Source organism: Ruegeria sp. CDSA141, from assembly GCF_059612005.1.
In genome coordinates this window covers 390,855-412,472 of record NZ_JBXWPT010000002.1, presented here as the reverse complement: position 1 = coordinate 412,472, position 21,618 = coordinate 390,855, and the positions used below count along the sequence as shown (strand labels likewise).

Genomic DNA, 21,618 nt, shown 5'->3' with positions numbered 1-21,618 from the left:
TGGACCTCAGTGATAGGGCGAGGCCATGGCCAGGTCCAGACGTGCTGAGCCGTGAGTGCAATGTGCCGCCCTGGACCACCGGCGGCACTGGTGTTTCAAATCAGAGACCGACTGCCATCCGTGTTTCGTCCAGCGAGTTGTTTTGCGGATCTCGCAGCACATAACCGCGGCCCCAAACGGTTTCGATGTAGTTCTCTCCTCCGGTTGCATTGCTTAGCTTTTTGCGCAGCTTGCAGATGAATACGTCAATGATTTTCAGTTCGGGTTCATCCATGCCGCCATAGAGGTGATTCAGAAACATTTCCTTCGTCAGAGTCGTCCCCTTACGCAGGCTGAGCAACTCGAGCATCTGGTATTCCTTGCCGGTCAAATGCACAGTCTTACCATCCACTTCGACGGTTTTGGCATCAAGATTCACTGCTACACGCCCTGTGTGAATGATCGATTGCGAATGCCCTTTGGAACGGCGGATAATGGCATGAATGCGCGCCACAAGTTCTTCGCGATGGAAGGGTTTGGTCAGATAATCATCCGCACCAAATCCAAAGCCTTTGATCTTGCTTTCAGTATCATCAGCACCGGACAGAATCAGAATCGGCGTTTCCACCCTGGCGATCCGCAACTGGCGCAGAACCTCATGCCCGTTCATGTCCGGCAGGTTCAGATCCAGCAAGATCAGGTCGTAATCATAGAGTTTCGCCAGATCGATTCCTTCTTCGCCAAGATCCGTCGCGTAGACGTTCAGGTTCGCATGCGTCAGCATCAGTTCGATGCTTTTGGACGTGGTCGGATCATCCTCGACAAGAAGTATGCGCATTTTTCACTGCTCCAATTCGGGTCAATAATTCCAATTAAAATTAAACCTGACCAAGAATGGTTAATCTGACGTTACCGTTGAATTATTTATTCACGCTCGCCTTTAGGTTGTCGATACTTTTTTAGCGCCGTCGCTTTCAATGCCTCAACGCCGTGCTCTGCGACCAACGACACCCAACCGTTGAACTCTTCGTCGCTGATGCCGTATTTCCTTTTTGCTTCCGACAGGCTGATCAAACCGTAAAGTACTCCACGCACGACAAGAATCTTGCGTGACGCCACCCATCGCCTTGTGTTTGCGGGCGGCAGATCGGCATGCGTCAAAATAGATCCATCCGGCAGAGCAACAGACCTTGGCCCTTCAACTTTGTGCAAATACATCGCTTTACCCTTCTTGCTGCACCAAAGCTGACACCAGCCTACTTAAGGTCGCGTGAAACCGCCCCTTGAGAGTGTGTAGAATTTTCTTATATTCTGCCGGTCTTTCTTAATCCGGACTGGAAACTGCAATGGCCCTCGATACCGAGACCCCTCTGAACTCGCTTGGCTTTGCCAAGCCGCCCTCGGAGACGCGGGTCGTTGTGGCGATGTCGGGGGGCGTCGACAGTTCCGTTGTCGCGGCCTATCTGGCCGATCAGGGCTATGATGTGGTCGGTGTGACGTTGCAGCTTTATGACCACGGCGCGGCTTTGGCCAAGAAAGGTGCCTGTTGCGCAGGAATCGATATTCATGATGCGCGCCGCGTGGCGGAAGAGCGTGGATTTCCACATTACGTTCTGGATTACGAGAACATCTTCAAGGATGCCGTGATCGACGAGTTCGCCGACAGTTATTTAGCAGGTGCAACGCCAGTTCCCTGCATCCGCTGCAACGAGCGGGTGAAATTCAAGGATCTTCTGGAAACCGCCAAGGATCTTGAGGCAGACTGCATGGCCACCGGCCACTACATTCAGCGCAAGATGGGCGCCAACGGTCCGGAACTGCATAGCGCCGAAGACGCCAATCGCGATCAGTCCTATTTCCTGTTCTCGACCACGCCGGAGCAACTGAACTTCCTGCGCTTCCCGCTGGGCCACCTGCCGTCAAAAGATGCAACCCGTGAAATGGCTGCACAATATGGGCTGTCTGTAGCAGACAAGCCTGACAGTCAGGATATTTGCTTCGTGCCCGATGGCAACTATGCCAGCGTCATCGAAAAATTACGCCCCGGAGCCGCGGAACCCGGCGAGATCGTTCACGCGGATGGCCGTGTTCTGGCGCAGCACAACGGTGTAATCCACTATACGATCGGGCAACGTCGCGGTCTTGGCATCGGCGGCCTCAGCGAGCCGCTTTACGTCGTCAAACTGGACGTTGACAAAAAGCAGGTCGTAGTGGGCCCGAAAGAGATGCTGGCAACGCGCGTCGTTCCGGTGCGTGAGATCAACTGGCTGGGCGACGAACCCTTCACGTCACGCGATGAATGGCATCTATCCGTCAAAGTCCGTTCGACCCGCCCGCCGCGCGAGGCAATCCTTCGGCCGCTGTCGGACACAACGGCCGAGGTCGAACTGCTGACCCCCGAGGAAGGCATCTCGCCAGGGCAGGCCTGTGTGTTTTACGCAAGTGAAGACAGCCGCGTATTCGGCGGCGGCTGGATCTGGCGTGGGTATTAAGCTGAAACCGGTTTGACCTCGGATTCGATCTGAATCTGCAATGCATCGTTGAACCGATTGAACGCACCGCACAAGGCGATGCGCCAGGTCAGCTCGACGATCTGAGCATCCGTGAACCATTCCCTCAGATCCGCCACTTCAGCGTCCCGCATACGGCCCGACCGGATCGTCACGGCTTCGGCATAGCGAACGACCGCCTTGTCACAGGCATCGAGTTCCGGATGATCTGCGACGTCTGGCAGACGCGCCGCACCTTCGGGGCTGAGACCCGCCACCGTCAGCAGCGGTGTGTGATGCGAGACGCAATAATCGCAGGCATTCAGTTTCGAAACCGTCACCATAGCCAGCTCCAACGCACGGCGCGGCAGGTTCTCCTGCTCTCGCAGGGTTGTCAGCATTCCCGTGACATGGTTCAGAACCGGAGGGCAATACGCCGCAACGCGGGCCCAGTTGTCAAACGGACCATACGCGCCCAATGCTGCGTGGGACGCGCGCGCGTCGACTGTCATTTCCTGATCCGACAAAGGGGGAATGCGGGTCATGTCGAAAGCTCCTTTTTCGGGTGACGATACCTCGGACCTGCATCACTGCAACAGCCGAATAGAGATCACGTGTGCGAGACAAAGTGCTCTCTCGGTGCGGTCACAGCATGTCGGTGGGAGAGTTGAAGAGAATATAGAGCCCGACGCAGACCATGATATATGGAGCGATCCGATCCAAACGGGCAACGCGAGGTCCAAGGCTTTTGGCGTAGGGTGCCCCCCATGCCGCTACTACGACCAGACCCGCGGCCGCAGTGACAGCGCCAACCAACGCAACAACACGATAAGAAGGCGCCGAGTCCGCCAGCAGAGGGGTCATAACCGCGAAACTGTCTATCGAGAGGCTCAGAAACAGCGTCACCACTGAGGTCACGGCCCCTTTTGACTCTGTGTTTTCAGTTTCCGCGTTGCGAAATTGCCGCCAGATACCGCGCAAGCCAAACACCAATGGGACGAGGCCAAGGTAGCCGATCCAAAACGGAAGACCGCTTTGGTTCAGGCCCACAGCCACGGTCATGGCCAGGGAAAGTACAATTGTCTGAGCGACCGCAAAGCCCACGAGCGCGCGGCGCTGTTCCATCACCAGGATCAAGCCCAACAAGACGGCCAGATTGTCAAGATTGGTGGAAATCACTGCGATCCCGGCCGAAACGGCGAACAGCGCGTGATCAAGCATTTTCTGACTGCATTCTGTTCAGAACAGCCCGCGCCGCGCGCAAACCAGGTGCTTCTCCCCCTCGCCCCAACCGATCCATGGTCAGGTTCATGGCGTGCTGTTGCGCGTCGGGTGCGCCGGCCACCTCACGCAAGGCTTCGGCGATCCTTTCAGGTTGACAATTATCCAGCAGGCATTCCGGCACGGCGCGCGTGTCCGAGACCAGATTGACCAGAGTAACGGTGTCCAGTTTGACCATCCGTTCCGCCACCTTCTGCGTCAGCCAGTTGAGTTTGTACGCAATGACCATCGGCGTATTCTGCGCCGCAAGTTCCAGCGAAACCGTTCCCGATGCAGCAAGTGCAAGATCTGCGACACCAAAGGCTGCACGTTTGTCGGCTGTGGCTTGCTCTGCGCCTACATTGCGAGGGTCCAGCACCACGGGGGCGCCGGGCCATTCTCGCACCAATTCATTTATCAGATCGGTTGTCGAACCTACCGTCGGGATCACCACGTGGTAATTCGGGTGGTCATCGATGAACAACCGCAATGCGCCGCCGAAAGACTCTGCCAGACGTTCGATCTCACCCCGCCGCGAACCGGGCAAAGCCAGGAGGATTGGCGCGTCGGCCAGATCGAAGCGGTTCCGAAAGGCCGCGATCTCGTCTGGTGTGGCAATCGGCTCGCTGGCCACAGGATGACCGACAAAGTCGCAGTCCATCCCTGCCTGTTCCATGTATGGAGGTTCGAAAGGAAGAAGCGCCAGCACATGGTCGATGACCTTTGCCATCTTGTCAGCGCGCCCGGGTCGCCAGGCCCAGACGCTGGGGGCAACATAATGGACGGTTCGGATTTTGCTGTTGGCTTTGACGATCTTCGCGACGCGCAAGCTGAAATCAGGGCTGTCTATTGTGATCAATACATCCGGTTTCGTGTCCAGAACCGCCTGTGCTGTCTCGGAGATACGCCGTTTCAGGTGGAAAAACTTCGGCAGAACTTCAACAAGCCCCATGACCGAAAGCTCGGACATGGGAAACCGGCTGCTCAGACCTTGCGCTTGCATCAACGGGCCGCCGACCCCGTCGAATTCAACATCAGGCACCAGGGTTTTCAACCCCTCCATCAGCGCTCCGCCCAGCCGGTCACCCGAAGGTTCACCTGCGACCAGAAAGACACGCATCAGACCGCCCGCTCGCGGATGTACAGGAACAGACCCAGGCGATTGCATTCAGCGATGACACGATCTTTTTCCAGAACGAGTACACCGCCTTTTTCCAATACGATCCCGGACAATCCTGCCGCAACCGTATCGGTGACGGTATCCGGTCCTATGGCGGGCAAATCAGCGCGCCGATCCTGATCGGGTTTGGGACCTTTGAAAAGAATGCCCCCGCCTGCGTCGGGGCGTTGCGTCAGGGATTGCAGCATCCACGCAGTGCCGAATATCCCCTCGATAGCCAGCGCCTGCCCTTTGGATATGGCGCAGGCCTGCCCCGTATCCGCCGCCCCCATTGCCCGAAGAATACCCGCTGCACGGTCAGCGTCGGCCATGTCGGCGTCCGAGGGATGCGCTTCGGTCAGGCACCCCACCGGCGGCAACAAACCGGGCGCGATTTCATGCGCGGCCCTGAGGTTGAGACCGGCCCCCTCAAGAATTCCGATCATGGCGCGCAAAGCTCCGTCATCCCCGGACAGGATGGCCTTTTGGATGATCGGAACCAGCGGCAGTGTCGCGGCATCGATGCGAGAGGGGTCGATTGGCGGGCGCCGAACAGCGCCGGCCAGACAGATATCAGTCACGCCCCGCGCCTTCAGGTCGGCGATGAAGCTGCCCAACTGTTCCAGAGGAAACACGACATCCGCGCTCAGGGTGTCCGGCAGAAACCCCTCCATCGCGCAGATCAGGGGACGTTCTGCCAACTGGGCAACAACTTCGGTGGGCAGCGCCCCGGTTCCCGCAATCAACGCAAGCATGATCCTACTTTCTCGGGGTCAGGAAGGACCGATCACTATGGCCGGTGACGAAATCAACGATCTGCTGCACATAGTCGCTTTCGTTACCTTCACCGATCCGGCTGGCACGATCCATAAAGGTACCTTCGCCGTCAGATAGTTCCTTGAAGGCCGCGCGCAGCGCCGAGATATCTTCGCGTGATACACCCTTGCGCTTGAGACCGACGAGGTTCAAGCCATCCAGTTCACCCCTCGACGCCTGTACCAGGCCATAAGGAATAACATCCTTGGGCACCATGGTCAGCGCGCCAATAATGGCCCCGCGTCCAACACGCACCCATTGATGCAGCCCCGAAATGCCGCCGATAATCACGTCGTCTTCGACGATACAGTGCCCCGCCGCACCTGAATGGTTGACCATGATCACACGGTTGCCGATCTGAACGTCATGGGCTACGTGAACACCCGCCATAAACAGGCAGTCGTCGCCGATCCGCGTGACACCTCCGCCACCTTCGGTTCCGGTATTGATTGTCACATGCTCGCGAATGCGGTTGCGTTTGCCAATCTCAAGACGGGTGTTTTCGCCACTGAATTTCAGATCCTGAGGGATCTCACCAATCACCGAGAAATTGAACACAACGGTATCTTCGCCAATCGAGGTGTCACCCGTCACGACCACGTGCGATTTCAACTCGACCCGATCCGCCAGTTTCACCTGTGCGCCCACATGGCAGAATGGACCGATGATGCAATCCTGTCCAATCTGCGCACCGTCTTCGATAATTGCGCTGGGATGGACTCCGTTCATGTTGTTTTTTCCATATCCCAGTCGACATAGGCCGAGAATTCCGCCTCGGCGGCCACGTCCCCTTCGACGGTGGCACGGCCGCTGAACTTGAACAGCTTACCGCCTTTTTTCCCGCGTACGGTTTCCACATGCATTTCCAGCACATCACCGGGCACAACCTTGCGGCGGAATTTGCACTTGTCGATGCTCATGAAGTAAATCAACAGCTCGGTATCAATGACGTCCATTCCCACGCCCAGCATCACGCCTGCGGTCTGTGCCATTGCCTCAACAATCGTGACGCCCGGCATGATCGGCGTACCCGGGAAATGCCCCTGAAAATGCGGTTCATTCATGGTGACATTCTTGATTCCACGTGCCGACTGATAGCCCGAAATATCTACCACTTTATCAACCAGCAAAAACGGATAGCGGTGCGGCAGGATCCTTTGGATCAGCTGAATGTCTGCGCTTTTGGTTTCAGTGCTCATTATGCAGAAATCCCGTTTTGGATGTTTCTTTTTTGCGTGGTTAGCAATACACCACCCCAAGGGCAAGCGAACCTATTCGCCCTTCCCTTCTTGCAAATCGCTTCCATCACCAATTACCGCATCTATTCGGATGATTGCGGCCTCGGTGATGTCGGATGTGCTGACAACGACATTGGATCGTTCAATCATCACGCTGGCCCCAATTTCGCGCAACAGATCGACCAGCACCGGGCGCACAATCTCGAAAAATGTTTGTTGGGCTTCTTCACTGCGACGGGCCAGAACGTCCAGCTTTGCCCTTTGCCCTTCGCGATGGGACTGAACCTTAAGATCAAACGCCTCGGCCAAGGGGCGGAACTCGTCGGCCGACATGGAGGCGCGTTGCTCGGTGAGTTCCTTTTCTTCGCGGCTCAGTTCCGCGACAATCCGTTGGTTTTCTTCGGCCAGTAAGGCGCTTTCCTTTTCAATTTCGCGCAAAACACGTTGCCCAAAGGCTGACTTGGCAAACAACTCTTCACTGGACAGGGTAACCACACTGGCTTGCGGCACACCAAGCTGCTGTGCATTTGCCAAAGGCACCGAGACCATCGTCATAAATGCACACAGGGCCCAAAGCGGGCCCCGTGTTCTGCTAAGCAATCTGTTCAGCATCGCGGATCAGAACCGGGCTTGGATCGTGAAATCAAAGTTCTGTTCCTTGTCGAAAGACTCTTTCTTCAGAGGCTGCGAGAAGTTGAACTGCAACGGTCCAAACGGGGTTTCCCACAGAACCGAAATGCCGATCACGTGGCGGATCGATCCATTTGCGCCGACAATAGTTGCACCTGCCGTGTTCACGTTGTCGATGTTGTAGAGGTTGCCAACATCATAGAACAAGCCACCCCGCAAACCCAGTTCCTCGGGCAGACCCAGCGGGAAGTCGGTTTCGAAACGGGCAACCCAATAGTAGTTGCCTCCGATCGCGTCATCCTGACCGTTGGACAGGTCACGTGGTCCGATACCCGCAGGTTCGAAACCACGGAAGGTGTTGGGACCAAGGACAAACCGGTCCACAGTCCGGCTGAAATCGTTGCCGCGCCAATGCAAGGCGCCCAGCTCCATCGTAGCCCGAAGTACCACCTCTTCATTCCAGACACGGGTTTGCGCGATACCGCGCGCCGTGGTCTTGAAGAACTTGTTGTCCCCACCAAGACCAGCGGCATCAACACCAACTTCGAACAAAACCCCGGAATTCGGGTCCAGGCCGCCGAGACGGCTGTCGTAAATGTAGGACAGACCCAAAGAACTGGACGTCCGTTTGCCCTGCGCAATTTCAGAAGCAATCACTGCACCGTTAGTTTCGTTGTCCTGCTGCGTCATCTCGCTGCGGTCCCAGCCATAGCGGACCCGCAGAGCCGACAATTCACCAATCGCGTAGGTCAGCTGCGGTGCAAAGAAAAGACTGCTTGTGTCGTAACTCGCAAACCCGGAATTGGTGCCTGACAAACCCAGACCAAGATCAAATCGCAGCTTGCGGCCCAGCAGGTAGGGCTCGGTAAAGTTGATTGTGTATTCCTCCGAGTCCTGCGCGGTAGAGATCGAGACACCGAGGTTCTGGCCACGGCCCAGGAAGTTGGATTCGTTCAGACCGATTGCAATCCCGAAACCGTCCGTAACCGAGTAGCTGCCTCCAAGGCTCAGCGAGCCTGTGGGTTGTTCTTCAACGTCCACATCCAGAATGACCTGACTGGGCGACGATCCTTCGCGCGGTTCGACTTCCGCGACAGCGAAGAAACCCAGGGCATTGATACGCTCAGCCGCCTGACGGATTTCGCGTGGATTGAACGGGTCACCTTCGACGGTGTCAAACTGACGACGGATCACGCGATCCAGGGTGGTTGTGTTGCCTTCTATATCGATCCGCTCAACAAAGATACGCGGGCCTTTTGTCAGGACAAACTCGATATCCAGAGTCAGGTCACGGTCATTGCGTTTGACACGCGGCTCCACCCGCAGGAAATCCACACCTTGTTTCAGACCCAGACGTTCCTGGCGTGTAATGGAATTTTCAACCAGCGACGGTGTATAGGTTACGCCGGGCTTGATTTTCAGCGAGTCCTGATAAGGTGCTGGATCCACGCCCGGTATTTCGCTGACGGTCGTGATTTTACCGAATGAGAATTTCTGACCTTCGGTTACATTCATCACCAGGAAAAACGCATCCCGTTCGCTGGTAAACTCGACGTTGGCGCTGTTCACACGGAAGTCGACATAGCCTCGTGACAGGTAAAAATCCCGGATGACCTGCTTATCGAACTCGATGCGATCGCCGATAAAAGTGTCGTTCCGGAAGAAAGTCCGCAGAAATGTCGCCTGCTTGGTTTCCAGAACACGGCGCAAACGCCGATCCGAAAATGCGCGGTTGCCCACAAAGCTGACACGTTCCACTTCAATGGTGGTGCCCTCTGCCACCTCAAAGACCAGATCAACCCGGTTGTCACTACGGCGGATAATCCGAGGGATCACGGTCGCGGCGACACGGCCCTGAGCCGAATACACTTCAGCAATTATATCGGCGTCAGCTTCAGCCACCTGCGGGGTAAAAACACGACGCGGCTGGGATTCGATAACGTCCAGCAGCACGTCGTCTTTGACACGGGCGTTACCCTCGATGCTGATCTGGTTGATTGTCGGGTATTCCTGAACTTCGATGACCAGCGTAGAGCCGCGCGGCGTCAGTTCGACTGTCTCAAATACACCACTGTCAAGCAAACGCTGATAGGCATCATTGAGTTGCCCTGAGGTTACACTCTGGCCTGGTTCGATTCCCGTTCGGGCGATGATCGTACCGGTTTCAATCCGGCGATTGCCCTGAACGTCAAACGAATTGATCGTATAGTTTTGCGCCAGTGCTGCATGCGGAAAAGTCATTAAGCTCGCTGCAACAAAAAGGAAAAGAACCGCTAGCGCCTGCCACAAAATATTGTTTGTTGGCACTTGCTGCCCGCAGGATGTGCCCGCCCCTCGCCTGTCAGTCATTTTATGCTCTACCCAGAATTTAAGACTTTAATGCTGAGTAACGGGATTGAATGAGCTTGTCAAAAGGCGAAATCAAAGCCGCCGTTCAGACTGCAAAGCAATTTAATGACGTCGGTTTCAGTAAGAATCACATAGCCGCCAGATAGGCGGCACCTGCCATCGCCAAAGCTGTAACCGCAAAGCTCAGCAGAACGTCCCAATTCAATACGAACAGGAAGCTAAAGCTCTGATACGATTTTCTCAGCGTTTTGGTCATGGCATTTCCCTCAGACGCAAAGAGAATACCGTCCAATTAAGGCGATAATGCGGCTCAATTTTGCACTGAGCGCCACAATCAGCAGAACAGGTCGTTGCTCACTGAGAACAGCATCAGCGTGAGGATAAAAGTGATCCCCACCCCCATGAGTACCCGCAAGGCCCCGTCACTGGGTGGCTTTCCGGCGATGGCCTCATAGGCGTAGAACACAAGATGCCCGCCATCCAGTGCCGGGATCGGAAACAGGTTCAACAATCCGACCGCTGTAGACAGAACCGCGATAAAGAAGATGAAGTTCTGGGCCCCTTGACTGGCCATGGCACCCGAGGTTTCGGCAATTCCGATCGGTCCCGAGATGTTGCAGGTACTAATCGCACCCGTCACCATGTGCCACATGCCCGACAGCGATCCTTCGATAATACGACCCGTTTGTCTGACACCACCCGTCAGTGAAGCCAGAATACCTGCTGGTTCAGTCGCCGGTTCCAGCATCATGCCCCCAATGATCCCAATCCGCCAATGCGTTACAAAACCACCATCCGGTTGCGGTTCATCCGTGCGTCTGGGTGCCAATGCGAATTCCAGCACGGACCCGTCCCGCCAGACCTCCAGCAGCAAAACCCGACCGTCGGACCCTTCGACAAAGTCTTTCAGCTGGTCGAAGGCAAAGATCGGCTCGCCATTCACTGACATGATGACATCGCCTTGTTTCAGTTGGATATCCATGGCCGCGCTGCGAGGGGCCACCTGACGGATCAGTGGCGGAAACATCCAAGGTGCCTGAACATCCAGGGTTTCACCGTCACGGATCACCGAATAGTTCAGAACCGGTTCCACAGGCAGCGCATCAATGAAGTTCTGCCAGGCCCCCTCTTCATCATAATCTGGCGTTGGAGTGCCCGCGATGGCCGTGATCACGTCACCTTCTCTCAGCTCCTGCACGGTGCCCGGCAAGGGTTGCAACGATCCGACTGTCAGCGGCTCTTTTGATACGCCTTGTGACCAGAAGATCAGGCCAAACACCAGAATGGACATCGCAAAATTGAAGGCAGGCCCGGCCGCGACCGTGGCGGCACGCGCCCACAAAGGGGCACCGTGCATGGTGCGGCGCAGCTCTTCCGGGCTCTGGGTTGCGATGCCTTCCATCGCCTTTTCATCCTTGCCGGATGCAGCATTGGCATCGCCCAGGAACTTTACATAGCCCCCAAACGGCAGCAACGCGATCTGCCACTTGGTTCCCCGCTTGTCGATACGGCTCCAGAGAACTGGCCCAAATCCGATCGAGAAGACATCGGCATGGATACCGGACCAGCGTCCAACAATGTAATGTCCGTATTCGTGCACCGCGACGATGACCGACAACGCGATGACAAACGCGACTATCGTCCACAGAAGGTTGCCAAATTGGGGGATTAGGGAAAGTACGTCCAAAATTCTATCCTGCTCGTTCCACCACAGTGTCATCGACCCACTGACGTGCCACATGGTCGGTTTGCTGTACGTTATCAAGGGTCATCGGGGCATCAATAAGGCTGTCTGACGCGTCGAACCTGTCCAGGACTGCGGAAACAGCGTCAGCCATATCCAGAAACCCAATCCGGCGTGCGATAAAATGATCCAGCGCGCGTTCCTTTGCGGCATTGAAAACAGCGCCTGCAAGGCCGCCACGCTCCATCACGTCCCGCGCGAGTTTCAGGGCAGGATAACGCGCTAAATCCGGTTCATTGAAACGCAGTTTCCCCAACTTTGCCAAGTCAAGCCGCTGTATCGGCAAGTCCCGTCTTTCAGGCCAATGCAGCGCGTATCCAATGGCGTGGCGCATATCTGGTGATCCCATATGAGCCATAACGGCGCCATCCCGATAGCCGACCAAGGCATGCACTATGGATTCCGGATGAACCAGCACTTCGATCTGATCCGGATCGACGCCAAAGTATTCTTTTGTTTCTATGACTTCCAGTGCTTTATTGAACATCGATGCGCTGTCAATGGTGATACGCTGCCCCATATCCCAGTTCGGATGGCTCGAGGCTTGTTCAACAGTTGCGTTGGCCAGATCACTCAGGGGCCAATCACGGAACGCGCCGCCGCTGGCCGTAATGATCACGCGCTCAACCGCTTCGATTTCCTCGCCAACCAAAGCCTGAAACACAGCCGAATGCTCGCTGTCTACCGGCAGCAATCGCGCGCCATGCTGTTTGGCCGTTTCCAGAACCAATGACCCGGCGCAGACCAGCGTCTCTTTGTTGGCCAGTGCAAGTGTCGAACCCTGTTTCAAAGCTTCTATACCGGGCGCCAACCCTGCCGAGCCGACAATGGCCGACATAGTCCAATCCGCCGGGCGTGCAGCAGCCTCGACAATAGCGCCGGGGCCCGCAGCCGCCTCAACGTCACTGCCGGCCAAGGCTGAACGCAGGTCGTCAAGCCGGTTTTCATGAGCGGTGACGGCAATATCAGCGCCGAGCCGACGCGCATCATCCGCAAGTTTTTGAATATTGGCGCCCCCCGTCAAAGCCACAACGTCATACTCGGACGGCGCGCGCGAAATCAGATCGATCGTATTCTGCCCGATCGACCCGGTGGCCCCGAAAACAGACACCTTTCGCATTACATTTCACCCGGCGAATAGATCAGCCCTGCGATCAGAACAAACAGCGCGGCGCCCATCATGCCATCAAACCGATCCAGAAAGCCGCCATGACCCGGTATCAGGTTCGAACTGTCTTTGACGCCGAACTTACGTTTGACCGCGCTTTCGATAATATCACCAGCCTGACTGGCCATTGAGGCCAAAACGGAAACAACGACAAAACCGAATCCGAACCCCGCCTGGCTTGCGAACACGACACCGACGCACGCGGCGGCGGCCCATCCACCAGCCGTTCCCGACCATGTCTTTTTTGGGCTTACCCTTGGCCAGAACTTCGGCCCGCCAACCGCCTTGCCAACAAAATAGCCAGCAACATCCGTGGCGACCACGACCGCGATCAGCCAAACCATCCAGCCAAACCCGGAGTTTTCCCGGATCGAAATGAAGCCGAGCCCGGCCCCAACTATCCAGACGACACACAGCCCAAACAGAACCCTGGAACGACTGACCTGCCCGACACCCACAAGCGCAGGCGCAAGCAAGATCGGCAAAGTGTAGATCGGGGGCAGATGATAGCTGAGGACAACCGCCGCGCTTGTCAGAATCCCCAATTGCACAGCCACGCCCCGGGCCTGTGGGTCAATCATCCGAACCAATTCCCAGGTCATCAGCCCACAGGCTGCGGCGATGAAGGTTTCGAACCACCAACCGCCAAGCCAGACTTCGATTGATCCGATTACGACCAGAACAGCAGCAGAAAGGACCCGTGTCGTCAGGTCAGACCATCGGCCTTCACTCATGCCAGAACCGCTCCGAACCGCCGGTCTCTTGAGCCGTAATTCTGGCACAGACGGGCTAGTTCAGCGGCAGAGAAGTCCGGCCAGAGGGTATCGATGAATTCATATTCGGAGTAGGCGGACTGCCACAGAAGAAAATTCGAAATTCGTGCTTCGCCGCTGGTTCGGATCACAAGGTCCGGGTCGGGAAGAACGCGCGTATCCAAATACTTAGGCAGGGTTTCTTCATCGACCTCATCGGGCTTTAACCGCCCCTCAGCCACATCCCGCGCCAGGCGTTTGGTGGCGCGCGCGACTTCGTCGCGCCCACCGTAATTCAGTGCGACTGTCAAATGAACAAGATCGTTGTTCTGGGTTTCTTCTTCCAGAGAGTCCATCAACTCGATCAGTTTCGAATCCAACCGGACGCGGTCTCCGATAAACCGAACCCGGATGCCATTATCCGCAAGTGTCCGGGTTTCCTTGATGATATAGCGGCGGAACAGGTTCATCAGGCCCGCCACTTCGACCTGTGTCCGCTTCCAGTTCTCGGTCGAAAAAGCGAACACCGTCAGATACTTGATTCCCAAACTTGGACAGGCCTCGACAACCTCGCGCACGCGCCGCGCACCGGCATGGTGACCGAACAGCCTGGGACGACCGCGCGCCTGTGCCCAGCGGCCATTGCCATCCATAATGATGGCCACATGGCGCGGGCCGGACTCCAGGTCGGTTTGCGGGTCTTTTGGCATCAGTCGGGCTCAGACCTGCATGATTTCTGCTTGCTTGGTTTCCAGTGCTGCATCCACGGCTTTGATCATCTCATCCGTCATTTCCTGAACTTCGCCCTCCCACAGCTTCTGGTCATCTTCCGACATCCCGTCCGCTTTGGCTTTCTTGATCTGATCCATGCCGTCGCGACGCACATTGCGGATCGCGACACGTGCGCTTTCCGCATATTGACCGGCGACCTTGCTCAGTTCGCGGCGGCGTTCCTCGTTCAGCTCAGGTATCGGCAGCATTATAATGGTGCCGTTCAACTGCGGATTGATACCAAGGCCGCTTTCGCGAATGGCCTTTTCCACCTTACCGACCAGTGACTTATCCCAGACATTTACAGTGACCATACGCGGTTCGGGCACGTTCACGGTGCCCACCTGGTTGATTGGCGTCATCGAGCCATAAGCGTCAACCATGACAGGTTCCAGCATCGAGGCCGAAGCGCGTCCTGTTCTCAATGATGCAAATTCGGTTCTCAGATTGGCCATTGCGCCATCCATGCGGCGCTGCAGATCATCGGTGTCCAGTTCGAAGTCGTCAGACATTCTGCTCACTCCCCGTCTTCAGGTACTCTTTGGATGGGTCTTACGCCATCGCCATTGGGATGTATAGCAATCATGATCGGGAAATTTATCAATGGCCAGAGGTGTTGCGACCAATTTGGACAAACGTCGTCTTCCCGAACCTGGCCGAGTTTCTCCGGCCAGGTTGAGTTCAAAGCTCAGCCTCAGGCATTAATATCAACCACGACGCGCCCCTTGACCTGTCCTTTCAGAATGTCGGCCCCCAGTTGCGGCAGATCGGACAGACAGGCCGGTTGAACCATCGCCTCCAGCTTGTCCATCGGCAGATCCGTGGCGATCCGTTTCCACGCACGCACCCTGTTGTCATAGGGCTGCATCACGCTGTCGATCCCCAAAAGGTTCACGCCGCGCAGTAGGAATGGAATCACCGTCGCAGGCAAAGCAGCCCCCCCTGCCAAACCAACGGCGGCGACGGAGCATCCGTATTTCATCTGGCCCAGAACACGCGCCAGCATGGCGCCGCCCACAGCGTCAATGCAGCCAGCCCAGGATTCGCTTTCCAGAGGGCGTTTGGTCGTCTCATTCAATTCTTCTCGCGGAACAATTGTCGTCGCGCCCAGGGATTTCAGATAATCACCGGTTTCGGGGCGCCCGGTTACCGCAGCGACCTCATAGCCCAGCTTGCCCAGAATGGCTGTGGCCACCGAACCGACGCCACCCGCGGCCCCGGTCACCAATACCGGCCCCCGATCCGGGGTAAGCCCATGATCCTCCAGCGCCATGACCGCCAGCATCGCAGTGAACCCGGCGGTGCCCACGGCCATGGCCTGCCGCGTGGTCAGCCCTTCGGGCAGCGGCACCAGCCAGTCGGCCCGCGCGTTGGCTTTTTGCGAATAACCGCCCCAGTGAGCCTCGCCCACGCGCCATCCGGTCAGAACAACCTTGTCACCGGGCTTGTAGCGATCATCCGATGAAGCTTCGACCGTACCCGCGTAATCAATACCGGGGACATGTGGATAGGCCCGCACCAGCCCGCCCCCTTTCGGAGACAGGCACAGGCCATCCTTGTAGTTCACTGTGGAATATTCAACGGCGACCGTGACTTCACCATGCGGCAGATCATCCACTGACAACTGTTTGAGCGAGCCGGTGGCAAGTCCGCTTTCTTCATCCTTGTCCATTACAAGAGCATTGAACATCTGTCATTCCTTTCGTGTTTCAGCGACCAGCCCAATTCTTCACCTGGCCAAAAATATCCCGAGGACGACACAACAGCGCCCTTAACTGTGTTAGATCCAGAAATGCGATTGCACGGTTGCGCGACGCATCCCATCCGGTGTTTCCACGTCCAGTTCCGTTCCGGCATCCCAATGGCTCAGGCGCACCATACCGATCGCGACGTTGGTTTCAAAATCAGGAGACCAGGCCGCCGAAGTCACCTGCCCCACACGCTTTCCGTCCGCAAACATACCCCAGGGGCGATCGCAACCCGGCACCGGATCACCATCAATGGCGATAGGTCGGATTTGCTGTACTGGTCCCTCTTTGGCGACACGCAACAATGCGTCCCTGCCGATGCAGCCAATCGCGGTATGCGTGTTACAGAACTTCCCCAGACCGCATTCATGCGGTGTATTGTCATCGGTCATGTCGTTCCCGTAAGACAACAAGCCGCCCTCTATACGCTCAATCAGGTTCGGACAGCCCGCGCGCACCTGCAGGTCTTCGCCTGCCGTAAATAACGCGTTCCACAAAGGCATGCCGATATCGCTGCCATCCACATAGATCTCGAACCCGCCCTGTTTCGAATAGCCGGATCGTGCGACGGCCAGATCCCGTCCTTCGAACTCGAACATATCAAATTTGAAAAACCGGATGTCCCGCACGCGATCGCCGAACACACGGGCCATCAGATCGTCCGCCTTGGGCCCCTGAACGGCAAGCGGCGACACATCAGGTTCATCCACCAACACATCCAGACGGTAGCCAACGGCGATACCCTTGACCCACAGCAACAGATCGCTGTCGGCAATCGATATCCACCAGCGGTCTTCAGACAGTTTCACCGCAACCGGGTCGTTCAGCATGCCGCCGGTTTCATCAACGATAGGCACGTAGAAACATTGCCCCGGCAACATACCGCGCAGATCGCGCGGGGTCAGCATCTGCATCAGACGTGCAGCATCAGGGCCACGCAATTCGACCTGCCGCTCGCAAGACACATCCCAGACCTGCACATGGGTTTTCAGGTGCCGGTAATCAGCTTCAACGCTTTCAAAAACCGTCGGCAACAACATACGGTTGTAGACCGTGTATCCCTTGACCCCGGCAGCTTCGACCCCTTCAGAGAACGGAGTGCGCCGCAAGCGGCGTGAGGCGGAAATCTGTGGCATTCATACCTCCTCGGGCATAAAGACGATATCACTGACAGGCGCTTCCGAGCCCGTCTCGGTCAGCATTTTATGCACTTGTCCCCTGTGGTGGGTCTGGTGATTGAAGAAATGGATCACACACAACGCGTAAGGCATTGTGACATCGGCCTCTTTCGCGGCAGAGTACCACGTGAACGATCCGGTCAGCGGATCATCCCCCAACCCTTTCGCCCATTTCTGGATGCGGCCATCAATCTTCTCGCGTAACGCCAACCAGCTTTGCAGGTCCGGGCACAGGTATACACTTTCATGGATACCCCCGCCCGCATTGTGAATATTGCCGTCGGGCCCGTCGCGCTTTTCGAAACGAGACATCCACATCCAGTCGCCCCACAGCAAATGGTTTACCGTGCCCATGATCGAGCCAAAGAACGCCCCGCGTTCAAGGGTCAGTTCCTTGGGTGTCAGAGATTGCAAAAACTCTGACAACTGCTTGTTTTGCCAGTGATTGTACCGCGCCATTTCCCGCGCATACGCGCCCGTGATCATCATTTGGGCCCATGCCAGTCGATGGGGCAGATTTCAGCGGACTTGCCGCCGAAATCCCAGACTCTGCCGTAGTCGCGCACCTTCGATTTGGTACCACGCGCCACGATGATGTCCGGTCCCATCCAGTATTTGGAGTTTGAAACCATCACCGGATGCTCCGGATCCTTGCCAGCAAGCATCTCGATCTCGCCCTGGATTTTGCGACCAATCGCGATCCGGCGTTTGTTTCCGTCGCGTTCAATCTGGACCGGAGCTCGTTCCGCCCCAATGATCTCGCTGACCAGCATGGTAAACAGTCCGGTTGTACCGCCCGCCTGACCGCTGAAGATTTGCAACAACCCGTTATATGCCTTGCCGCTTGCTCGCTCATCAACGTAAGCGGCGACTTTCCACTGGCCTTCACCCATCCGGCCCGGAATATCGACCAGCAACCCGACATTCAGGCCCGACAGATCCTCGCCTTCATAGTGGCCTTCATCAACGATGATACCCATCCACGCATGACAATGACCTTCCGTCGGAGGATGCGCGCCCAGCGACACTACACAGGGGCAGAACACGTCACATGAACAGTTCAGGATCAGCTCACCCTTGATGGCCCAGTCCGTCGGGCTCATTTCACGCCGCTTGGGATTGGGCATGCGGCTGTCGATGCGCTGGCTGACAGGTAGCCGATCGGCGTCTTGTTTTCTGTTTTTAGCCATAGGCTTATCCTCCGTAGCTAATTGGGTACACGAGCAGAAAAAGACCGCCCGCAATTAATACAAATCCCATTGGACGGGTCACAGCGTGCCCGATCTGAGGGAGTTTCTCCAAAACCATGAACAGGGTTGCGAGCCCCATCCACAACAGGCTCATGACACCGCCGACAAAGCCAAGTGCCATGAAGCCCCAGCAACAGCCGACGCAAAAGGCACCAAGACCCAGGCCCATACGTAAACCGCCTGAAAAACCGGTTCTCCAATGCCCAAGGAAATAAGTCATCGGAGCATGGCAAACACCGTGGCAAACCTCTTTGACGCGGGAAAACTGAAAGGCGCCCACGGCAATCATCAAGCCGCCCGCGACCCAGCCGGATTTGGCAATACCCAGCATATCGACAACGCCACCAAACAGCAGAAGCAGTTGTATTCCTGCGATCAGAGCCGCAAACCCGACCCAGACGATGGAATACCCGACCAGAACCCCCAGCCAGCCTCCGCGGCTGCCATTTGCACTGCGGATCAGGTCCTCGTAACTGCGCAGGGTCGGAATCAGGGTCGGCAGCATCATTGCCGCCATCATGATCGCCCACATTGAAAACAGCGGGCCGAACTCGGCCATCGGCATGTACATATCCATGCGCGGATCCATTGCGGCCATCGCCTGCCCCATCGGCCCCGGGCGACCGATCAGATCAAGGTCCATGTCCCGGCTCATCGAGAACATGATCCACCACGCCAACAGGATCAGAACATAAAAGCCCAGCCACATTCCGCTGCGCAGCCACGTGCGACTCACTTCAGCCTCCCGACTCAACTCCCTTGCTTTTCAAATGTCAGACTTTTAAATGTCAGACAAATAAAAATTTACCCAAGGTCGTCTGAAGATGAAAACCGCGCCCCGAAAAACCGCAGACCTGTCTGCCCAGATCGCCCAAGCCATTCGGGATGCGATCGTGTCGGGTGAGCTGATCGTGGACGCGCGCTTGCCATCCGAAGCGGAACTGTCGGATCAGTTCCAGGTTTCTCGCCCGACTGTGCGTGAAGCATTGAAACGGCTGGCGGCGCAATCCCTGATCCGCACACAACGCGGCGCTTCCGGCGGCGCGTTTGTAAATCGCCTGAGCTTTGAGGACGCCTATTCTCAGCAAGTCACGACTTCGACATTGTTGCTGTCGATGAATGCGGTCAGCTTCGATACGGCTTGCGAGGCGCGATATGCCCTGGAAAGGGCCTGTGCGCCTTTGTCCGCGCAGCGACGCACTGCAGATCACCTGGCGACTATGCGGGCGGAGATATTCCGCCAGTCCCAACCCGGCCTGACGGATGAAGCCTTTTGCGCATCAGACGTGACTTTCCATCGCGCGTTGGTGGATGGGGCTGGAAACCCGGTCCTGTCCTATCAACTGGCAGGTGCTGTGGAAGCGATGCAACCGCTGATGAACATGATCACTTTCACTGCGCGATCCCGCGAGGAAATTATCAGCCTGCATGGTAAAATAGTGGACGCGCTTGAGACAAAAGACGCGGATACCGTGGACTCCGCACTGATTGATCTGGAACGTTACACACGACGGCTGGCCCATGATGTGGCCAAGAGCAAACGTAAACCGACTTGAGGGCTGAATTCGAAACAAAATCAGAACAAGGGGCACACGAGCAGGCAGATTGTCATCCGGCGCCAAGACCGGAACTCTCAATGTGAATTGAAGATCAATGACTTACGGGAGGACGTTATGAATCAAAGACCGGACCCTAGTTTTTATCCATCCGCAAAACTGGCGATGGAGGGCCCCGCTGAGACGCTTGCATTCACGCTGATGCTCAGCCCTGACTTTTCACAACCCGACGGACTGGCGGTTGTGAATGTTGATCCAAGCTCGGACGATTTCGGAAAGATCGTGCATCAGGTGATCATGCCCGAGAAAGGCGATGAATTTCACCATTTCGGTTGGAACGCCTGTTCTTCGGCCCTGTCGCCGCTCAGCGGTCACGCGTTTCTGGAGCGGCGCTATTTGATCATCCCAGGCATTCGGTCCAGCCGAATTTACGTCATCGATGTCAAAAACCCGCTCGAGGCCAAGATACACAAGATCATCGAACCCGAAGAAGTCTTTGCAAAGACTGGGTATTCCCGTCCGCACACGATCCATTGTGGGCCTGAGGGCATCTATGTAAGCACCCTTGGTGGCGGCGGCCCCGACGGCACAGATGGCCCTCCGGGCATTTTCATCATGGACTGCGAGACCTTCGATATAATCGGGCGCTATGAAATCGAGCGCGGCGTGCAGGACAAGCATTATGATTTCTGGTGGAACCTGCCGCGTGACTACATGGTCAGTTCCGAATGGGGCCTGCCACCGCAATTCGAAAACGGACTCGTGGCCGAAGACCTGTTGTCCAATAAATACGGCCATAGCATCCATTTTTGGAACCTTCGAAACCGGACGAACATTCAAACCATCGATCTGGGTGAAAACCATCAGATGGCCTTGGAAATCCGCCCCGCTCATGATCCCGTAAAACAATACGGGTTCTGCGGCGTTGTAGTCGATACAACAAACCTGCAAGGTGCGATCTTCACCTGGTGGCGCAATGATGACGGCACGTTCGAAGCCAAGAAAACCATAACAATCGATCCGCAACCCGCTGATCCCGATGATCTTCCTGACCTTCTGAAAGGCTTCTCTGCTGTTCCGCCGCTGGTCACTGATATCGACCTGAGTCTGGATGACAAGTACCTCTATGTCGCCTGCTGGGGAACCGGCGAGATGCATCAATACGATGTATCCGACCCGATGAATCCAACTCTGGCAGGCAAGGTCGAGATCGGTGGAATCGTCAAAAAGACAAAGCACCCAAATGGTCAAACCTTTGGCTATGGTCCACAGATGGTCGAAATCAGCCGCGACGGCAAACGGGTCTACTGGACCAATTCTCTCTATTCCACGTGGGACGACCAGTTCTACCCCGAGGAAGGCGGTGCGGCCATGGTCAAGGCTGATGTCGGCGAGAATGGTGGTCTGATACTGGATCCGAAATTCTGGGTGGAGTTTCCCAAGGGTTATCGCAGCCACCAGATCCGGTTAGAGGGCGGAGACTGTTCAACCGACAGCTTCTGCTATCCGTCGGTCTGAATTGGACGTTCTG

The 21,618-nt window shown here is 56.4% G+C and carries 24 protein-coding genes; 3 read left to right on the top strand and 21 right to left on the bottom strand.

The window, feature by feature from the left end; all coding sequences use genetic code 11:
• Positions 1-100: 100 nt before the first annotated feature.
• Together ctrA and sciP are read right to left on the bottom strand one after the other, a co-directional pair.
• A complete protein-coding gene (ctrA, locus tag AC2FLP_RS05960; RefSeq protein WP_117869003.1) occupies positions 101-817 on the bottom strand; it encodes a response regulator transcription factor CtrA in 717 nt (238 codons plus the stop codon).
• 86 nt (positions 818-903) lie between these two features.
• Positions 904-1,197, bottom strand: coding sequence for a CtrA inhibitor SciP (sciP, locus tag AC2FLP_RS05955; protein ID WP_496682145.1), 294 nt, complete (start codon positions 1,195-1,197; stop codon positions 904-906).
• A gap of 128 nt (positions 1,198-1,325) precedes the next feature.
• Here sciP and mnmA point away from each other — a divergent pair, with 128 nt between their 5' ends.
• Positions 1,326-2,471 (top strand): tRNA 2-thiouridine(34) synthase MnmA, encoded by a 1,146-nt coding sequence (mnmA, locus tag AC2FLP_RS05950; RefSeq protein WP_117869005.1) that lies wholly within the window; start codon positions 1,326-1,328, stop codon positions 2,469-2,471.
• Here the strand turns inward: mnmA and AC2FLP_RS05945 are convergent.
• The 19 genes from AC2FLP_RS05945 to AC2FLP_RS05855 form a co-directional block, all read right to left on the bottom strand.
• Entirely contained in the window at positions 2,468-3,013 is a 546-nt protein-coding gene (locus AC2FLP_RS05945; protein ID WP_299896947.1) for a carboxymuconolactone decarboxylase family protein, read from the bottom strand. The genes mnmA and AC2FLP_RS05945 overlap by 4 nt on opposite strands.
• Before the next feature lie 100 nt (positions 3,014-3,113).
• Positions 3,114-3,689: a hypothetical protein gene (locus AC2FLP_RS05940; RefSeq protein WP_496673100.1), complete on the bottom strand. Its 576-nt coding sequence runs from the start codon at positions 3,687-3,689 to the stop codon at positions 3,114-3,116.
• Complete coding sequence (gene lpxB, locus AC2FLP_RS05935) at positions 3,682-4,848, bottom strand: lipid-A-disaccharide synthase (RefSeq protein ID WP_496682142.1); 1,167 nt, start codon at positions 4,846-4,848, stop codon at positions 3,682-3,684. The genes AC2FLP_RS05940 and lpxB overlap by 8 nt, the downstream gene beginning before the upstream one ends.
• Positions 4,848-5,642, bottom strand: a complete 795-nt coding sequence (locus tag AC2FLP_RS05930) for an LpxI family protein (RefSeq protein WP_299896939.1) — start codon at positions 5,640-5,642, stop codon at positions 4,848-4,850. The genes lpxB and AC2FLP_RS05930 overlap by 1 nt, the downstream gene beginning before the upstream one ends.
• A gap of 4 nt (positions 5,643-5,646) precedes the next feature.
• Positions 5,647-6,432: an acyl-ACP--UDP-N-acetylglucosamine O-acyltransferase gene (gene lpxA / locus AC2FLP_RS05925; protein WP_299896936.1), complete on the bottom strand. Its 786-nt coding sequence runs from the start codon at positions 6,430-6,432 to the stop codon at positions 5,647-5,649.
• Positions 6,429-6,902, bottom strand: a complete 474-nt coding sequence (fabZ, locus tag AC2FLP_RS05920; protein ID WP_117869011.1) for a 3-hydroxyacyl-ACP dehydratase FabZ — start codon at positions 6,900-6,902, stop codon at positions 6,429-6,431. Before fabZ ends, lpxA begins: the two co-directional genes overlap by 4 nt.
• Before the next feature lie 72 nt (positions 6,903-6,974).
• Positions 6,975-7,496 carry an OmpH/Skp family outer membrane protein gene (locus AC2FLP_RS05915; RefSeq protein WP_496682139.1) on the bottom strand — a complete coding sequence of 174 codons (522 nt, stop codon included), beginning with the start codon at positions 7,494-7,496 and terminating at the stop codon, positions 6,975-6,977.
• Between the two features lie 63 nt (positions 7,497-7,559).
• Positions 7,560-9,812, bottom strand: coding sequence for an outer membrane protein assembly factor BamA (gene bamA / locus AC2FLP_RS05910; protein WP_496673085.1), 2,253 nt, complete (start codon positions 9,810-9,812; stop codon positions 7,560-7,562).
• A 235-nt stretch (positions 9,813-10,047) separates the two neighbouring features.
• Positions 10,048-10,176: a hypothetical protein gene (locus AC2FLP_RS05905; RefSeq protein WP_256369664.1), complete on the bottom strand. Its 129-nt coding sequence runs from the start codon at positions 10,174-10,176 to the stop codon at positions 10,048-10,050.
• Between the two features lie 78 nt (positions 10,177-10,254).
• Positions 10,255-11,607 carry an RIP metalloprotease RseP gene (gene rseP, locus AC2FLP_RS05900; protein ID WP_496682135.1) on the bottom strand — a complete coding sequence of 451 codons (1,353 nt, stop codon included), beginning with the start codon at positions 11,605-11,607 and terminating at the stop codon, positions 10,255-10,257.
• Between the two features lie 4 nt (positions 11,608-11,611).
• Positions 11,612-12,784, bottom strand: coding sequence for a 1-deoxy-D-xylulose-5-phosphate reductoisomerase (gene dxr, locus AC2FLP_RS05895; RefSeq protein WP_496682132.1), 1,173 nt, complete (start codon positions 12,782-12,784; stop codon positions 11,612-11,614).
• Entirely contained in the window at positions 12,784-13,566 is a 783-nt protein-coding gene (locus AC2FLP_RS05890; protein WP_496673078.1) for a phosphatidate cytidylyltransferase, read from the bottom strand. Before AC2FLP_RS05890 ends, dxr begins: the two co-directional genes overlap by 1 nt.
• A complete protein-coding gene (gene uppS, locus AC2FLP_RS05885) occupies positions 13,563-14,294 on the bottom strand; it encodes an undecaprenyl pyrophosphate synthase (protein WP_117869016.1) in 732 nt (243 codons plus the stop codon). Before uppS ends, AC2FLP_RS05890 begins: the two co-directional genes overlap by 4 nt.
• Positions 14,295-14,303: 9 nt before the next feature.
• Entirely contained in the window at positions 14,304-14,867 is a 564-nt protein-coding gene (frr, locus tag AC2FLP_RS05880; RefSeq protein WP_117869017.1) for a ribosome recycling factor, read from the bottom strand.
• A gap of 182 nt (positions 14,868-15,049) precedes the next feature.
• A complete protein-coding gene (acuI, locus tag AC2FLP_RS05875; RefSeq protein WP_496682129.1) occupies positions 15,050-16,045 on the bottom strand; it encodes an acryloyl-CoA reductase in 996 nt (331 codons plus the stop codon).
• Between the two features lie 90 nt (positions 16,046-16,135).
• The gene (locus tag AC2FLP_RS05870; protein WP_117869019.1) at positions 16,136-17,239 is read right to left on the bottom strand and encodes a dimethylsulfoniopropionate demethylase; all 1,104 of its coding nucleotides are present in this window, start codon (positions 17,237-17,239) and stop codon (positions 16,136-16,138) included.
• A complete protein-coding gene (locus AC2FLP_RS05865; protein ID WP_117872762.1) occupies positions 17,240-17,767 on the bottom strand; it encodes a DinB family protein in 528 nt (175 codons plus the stop codon).
• Positions 17,767-18,471, bottom strand: a complete 705-nt coding sequence (locus AC2FLP_RS05860) for a DUF1326 domain-containing protein (protein WP_299896906.1) — start codon at positions 18,469-18,471, stop codon at positions 17,767-17,769. Before AC2FLP_RS05860 ends, AC2FLP_RS05865 begins: the two co-directional genes overlap by 1 nt.
• 4 nt (positions 18,472-18,475) lie before the next feature.
• Positions 18,476-19,240, bottom strand: a complete 765-nt coding sequence (locus AC2FLP_RS05855) for a DUF2182 domain-containing protein (protein WP_299897250.1) — start codon at positions 19,238-19,240, stop codon at positions 18,476-18,478.
• Positions 19,241-19,355: 115 nt separating this feature from the next.
• On the opposite strand from AC2FLP_RS05855, the gene AC2FLP_RS05850 reads away from it, so the two are divergent.
• Both AC2FLP_RS05850 and AC2FLP_RS05845 read left to right on the top strand, forming a co-directional pair.
• Positions 19,356-20,087: a FadR/GntR family transcriptional regulator gene (locus tag AC2FLP_RS05850; protein WP_299896903.1), complete on the top strand. Its 732-nt coding sequence runs from the start codon at positions 19,356-19,358 to the stop codon at positions 20,085-20,087.
• Between the two features lie 117 nt (positions 20,088-20,204).
• The gene (locus AC2FLP_RS05845; protein WP_299896900.1) at positions 20,205-21,605 is read left to right on the top strand and encodes a selenium-binding protein SBP56-related protein; all 1,401 of its coding nucleotides are present in this window, start codon (positions 20,205-20,207) and stop codon (positions 21,603-21,605) included.
• Positions 21,606-21,618: the final 13 nt, after the last annotated feature.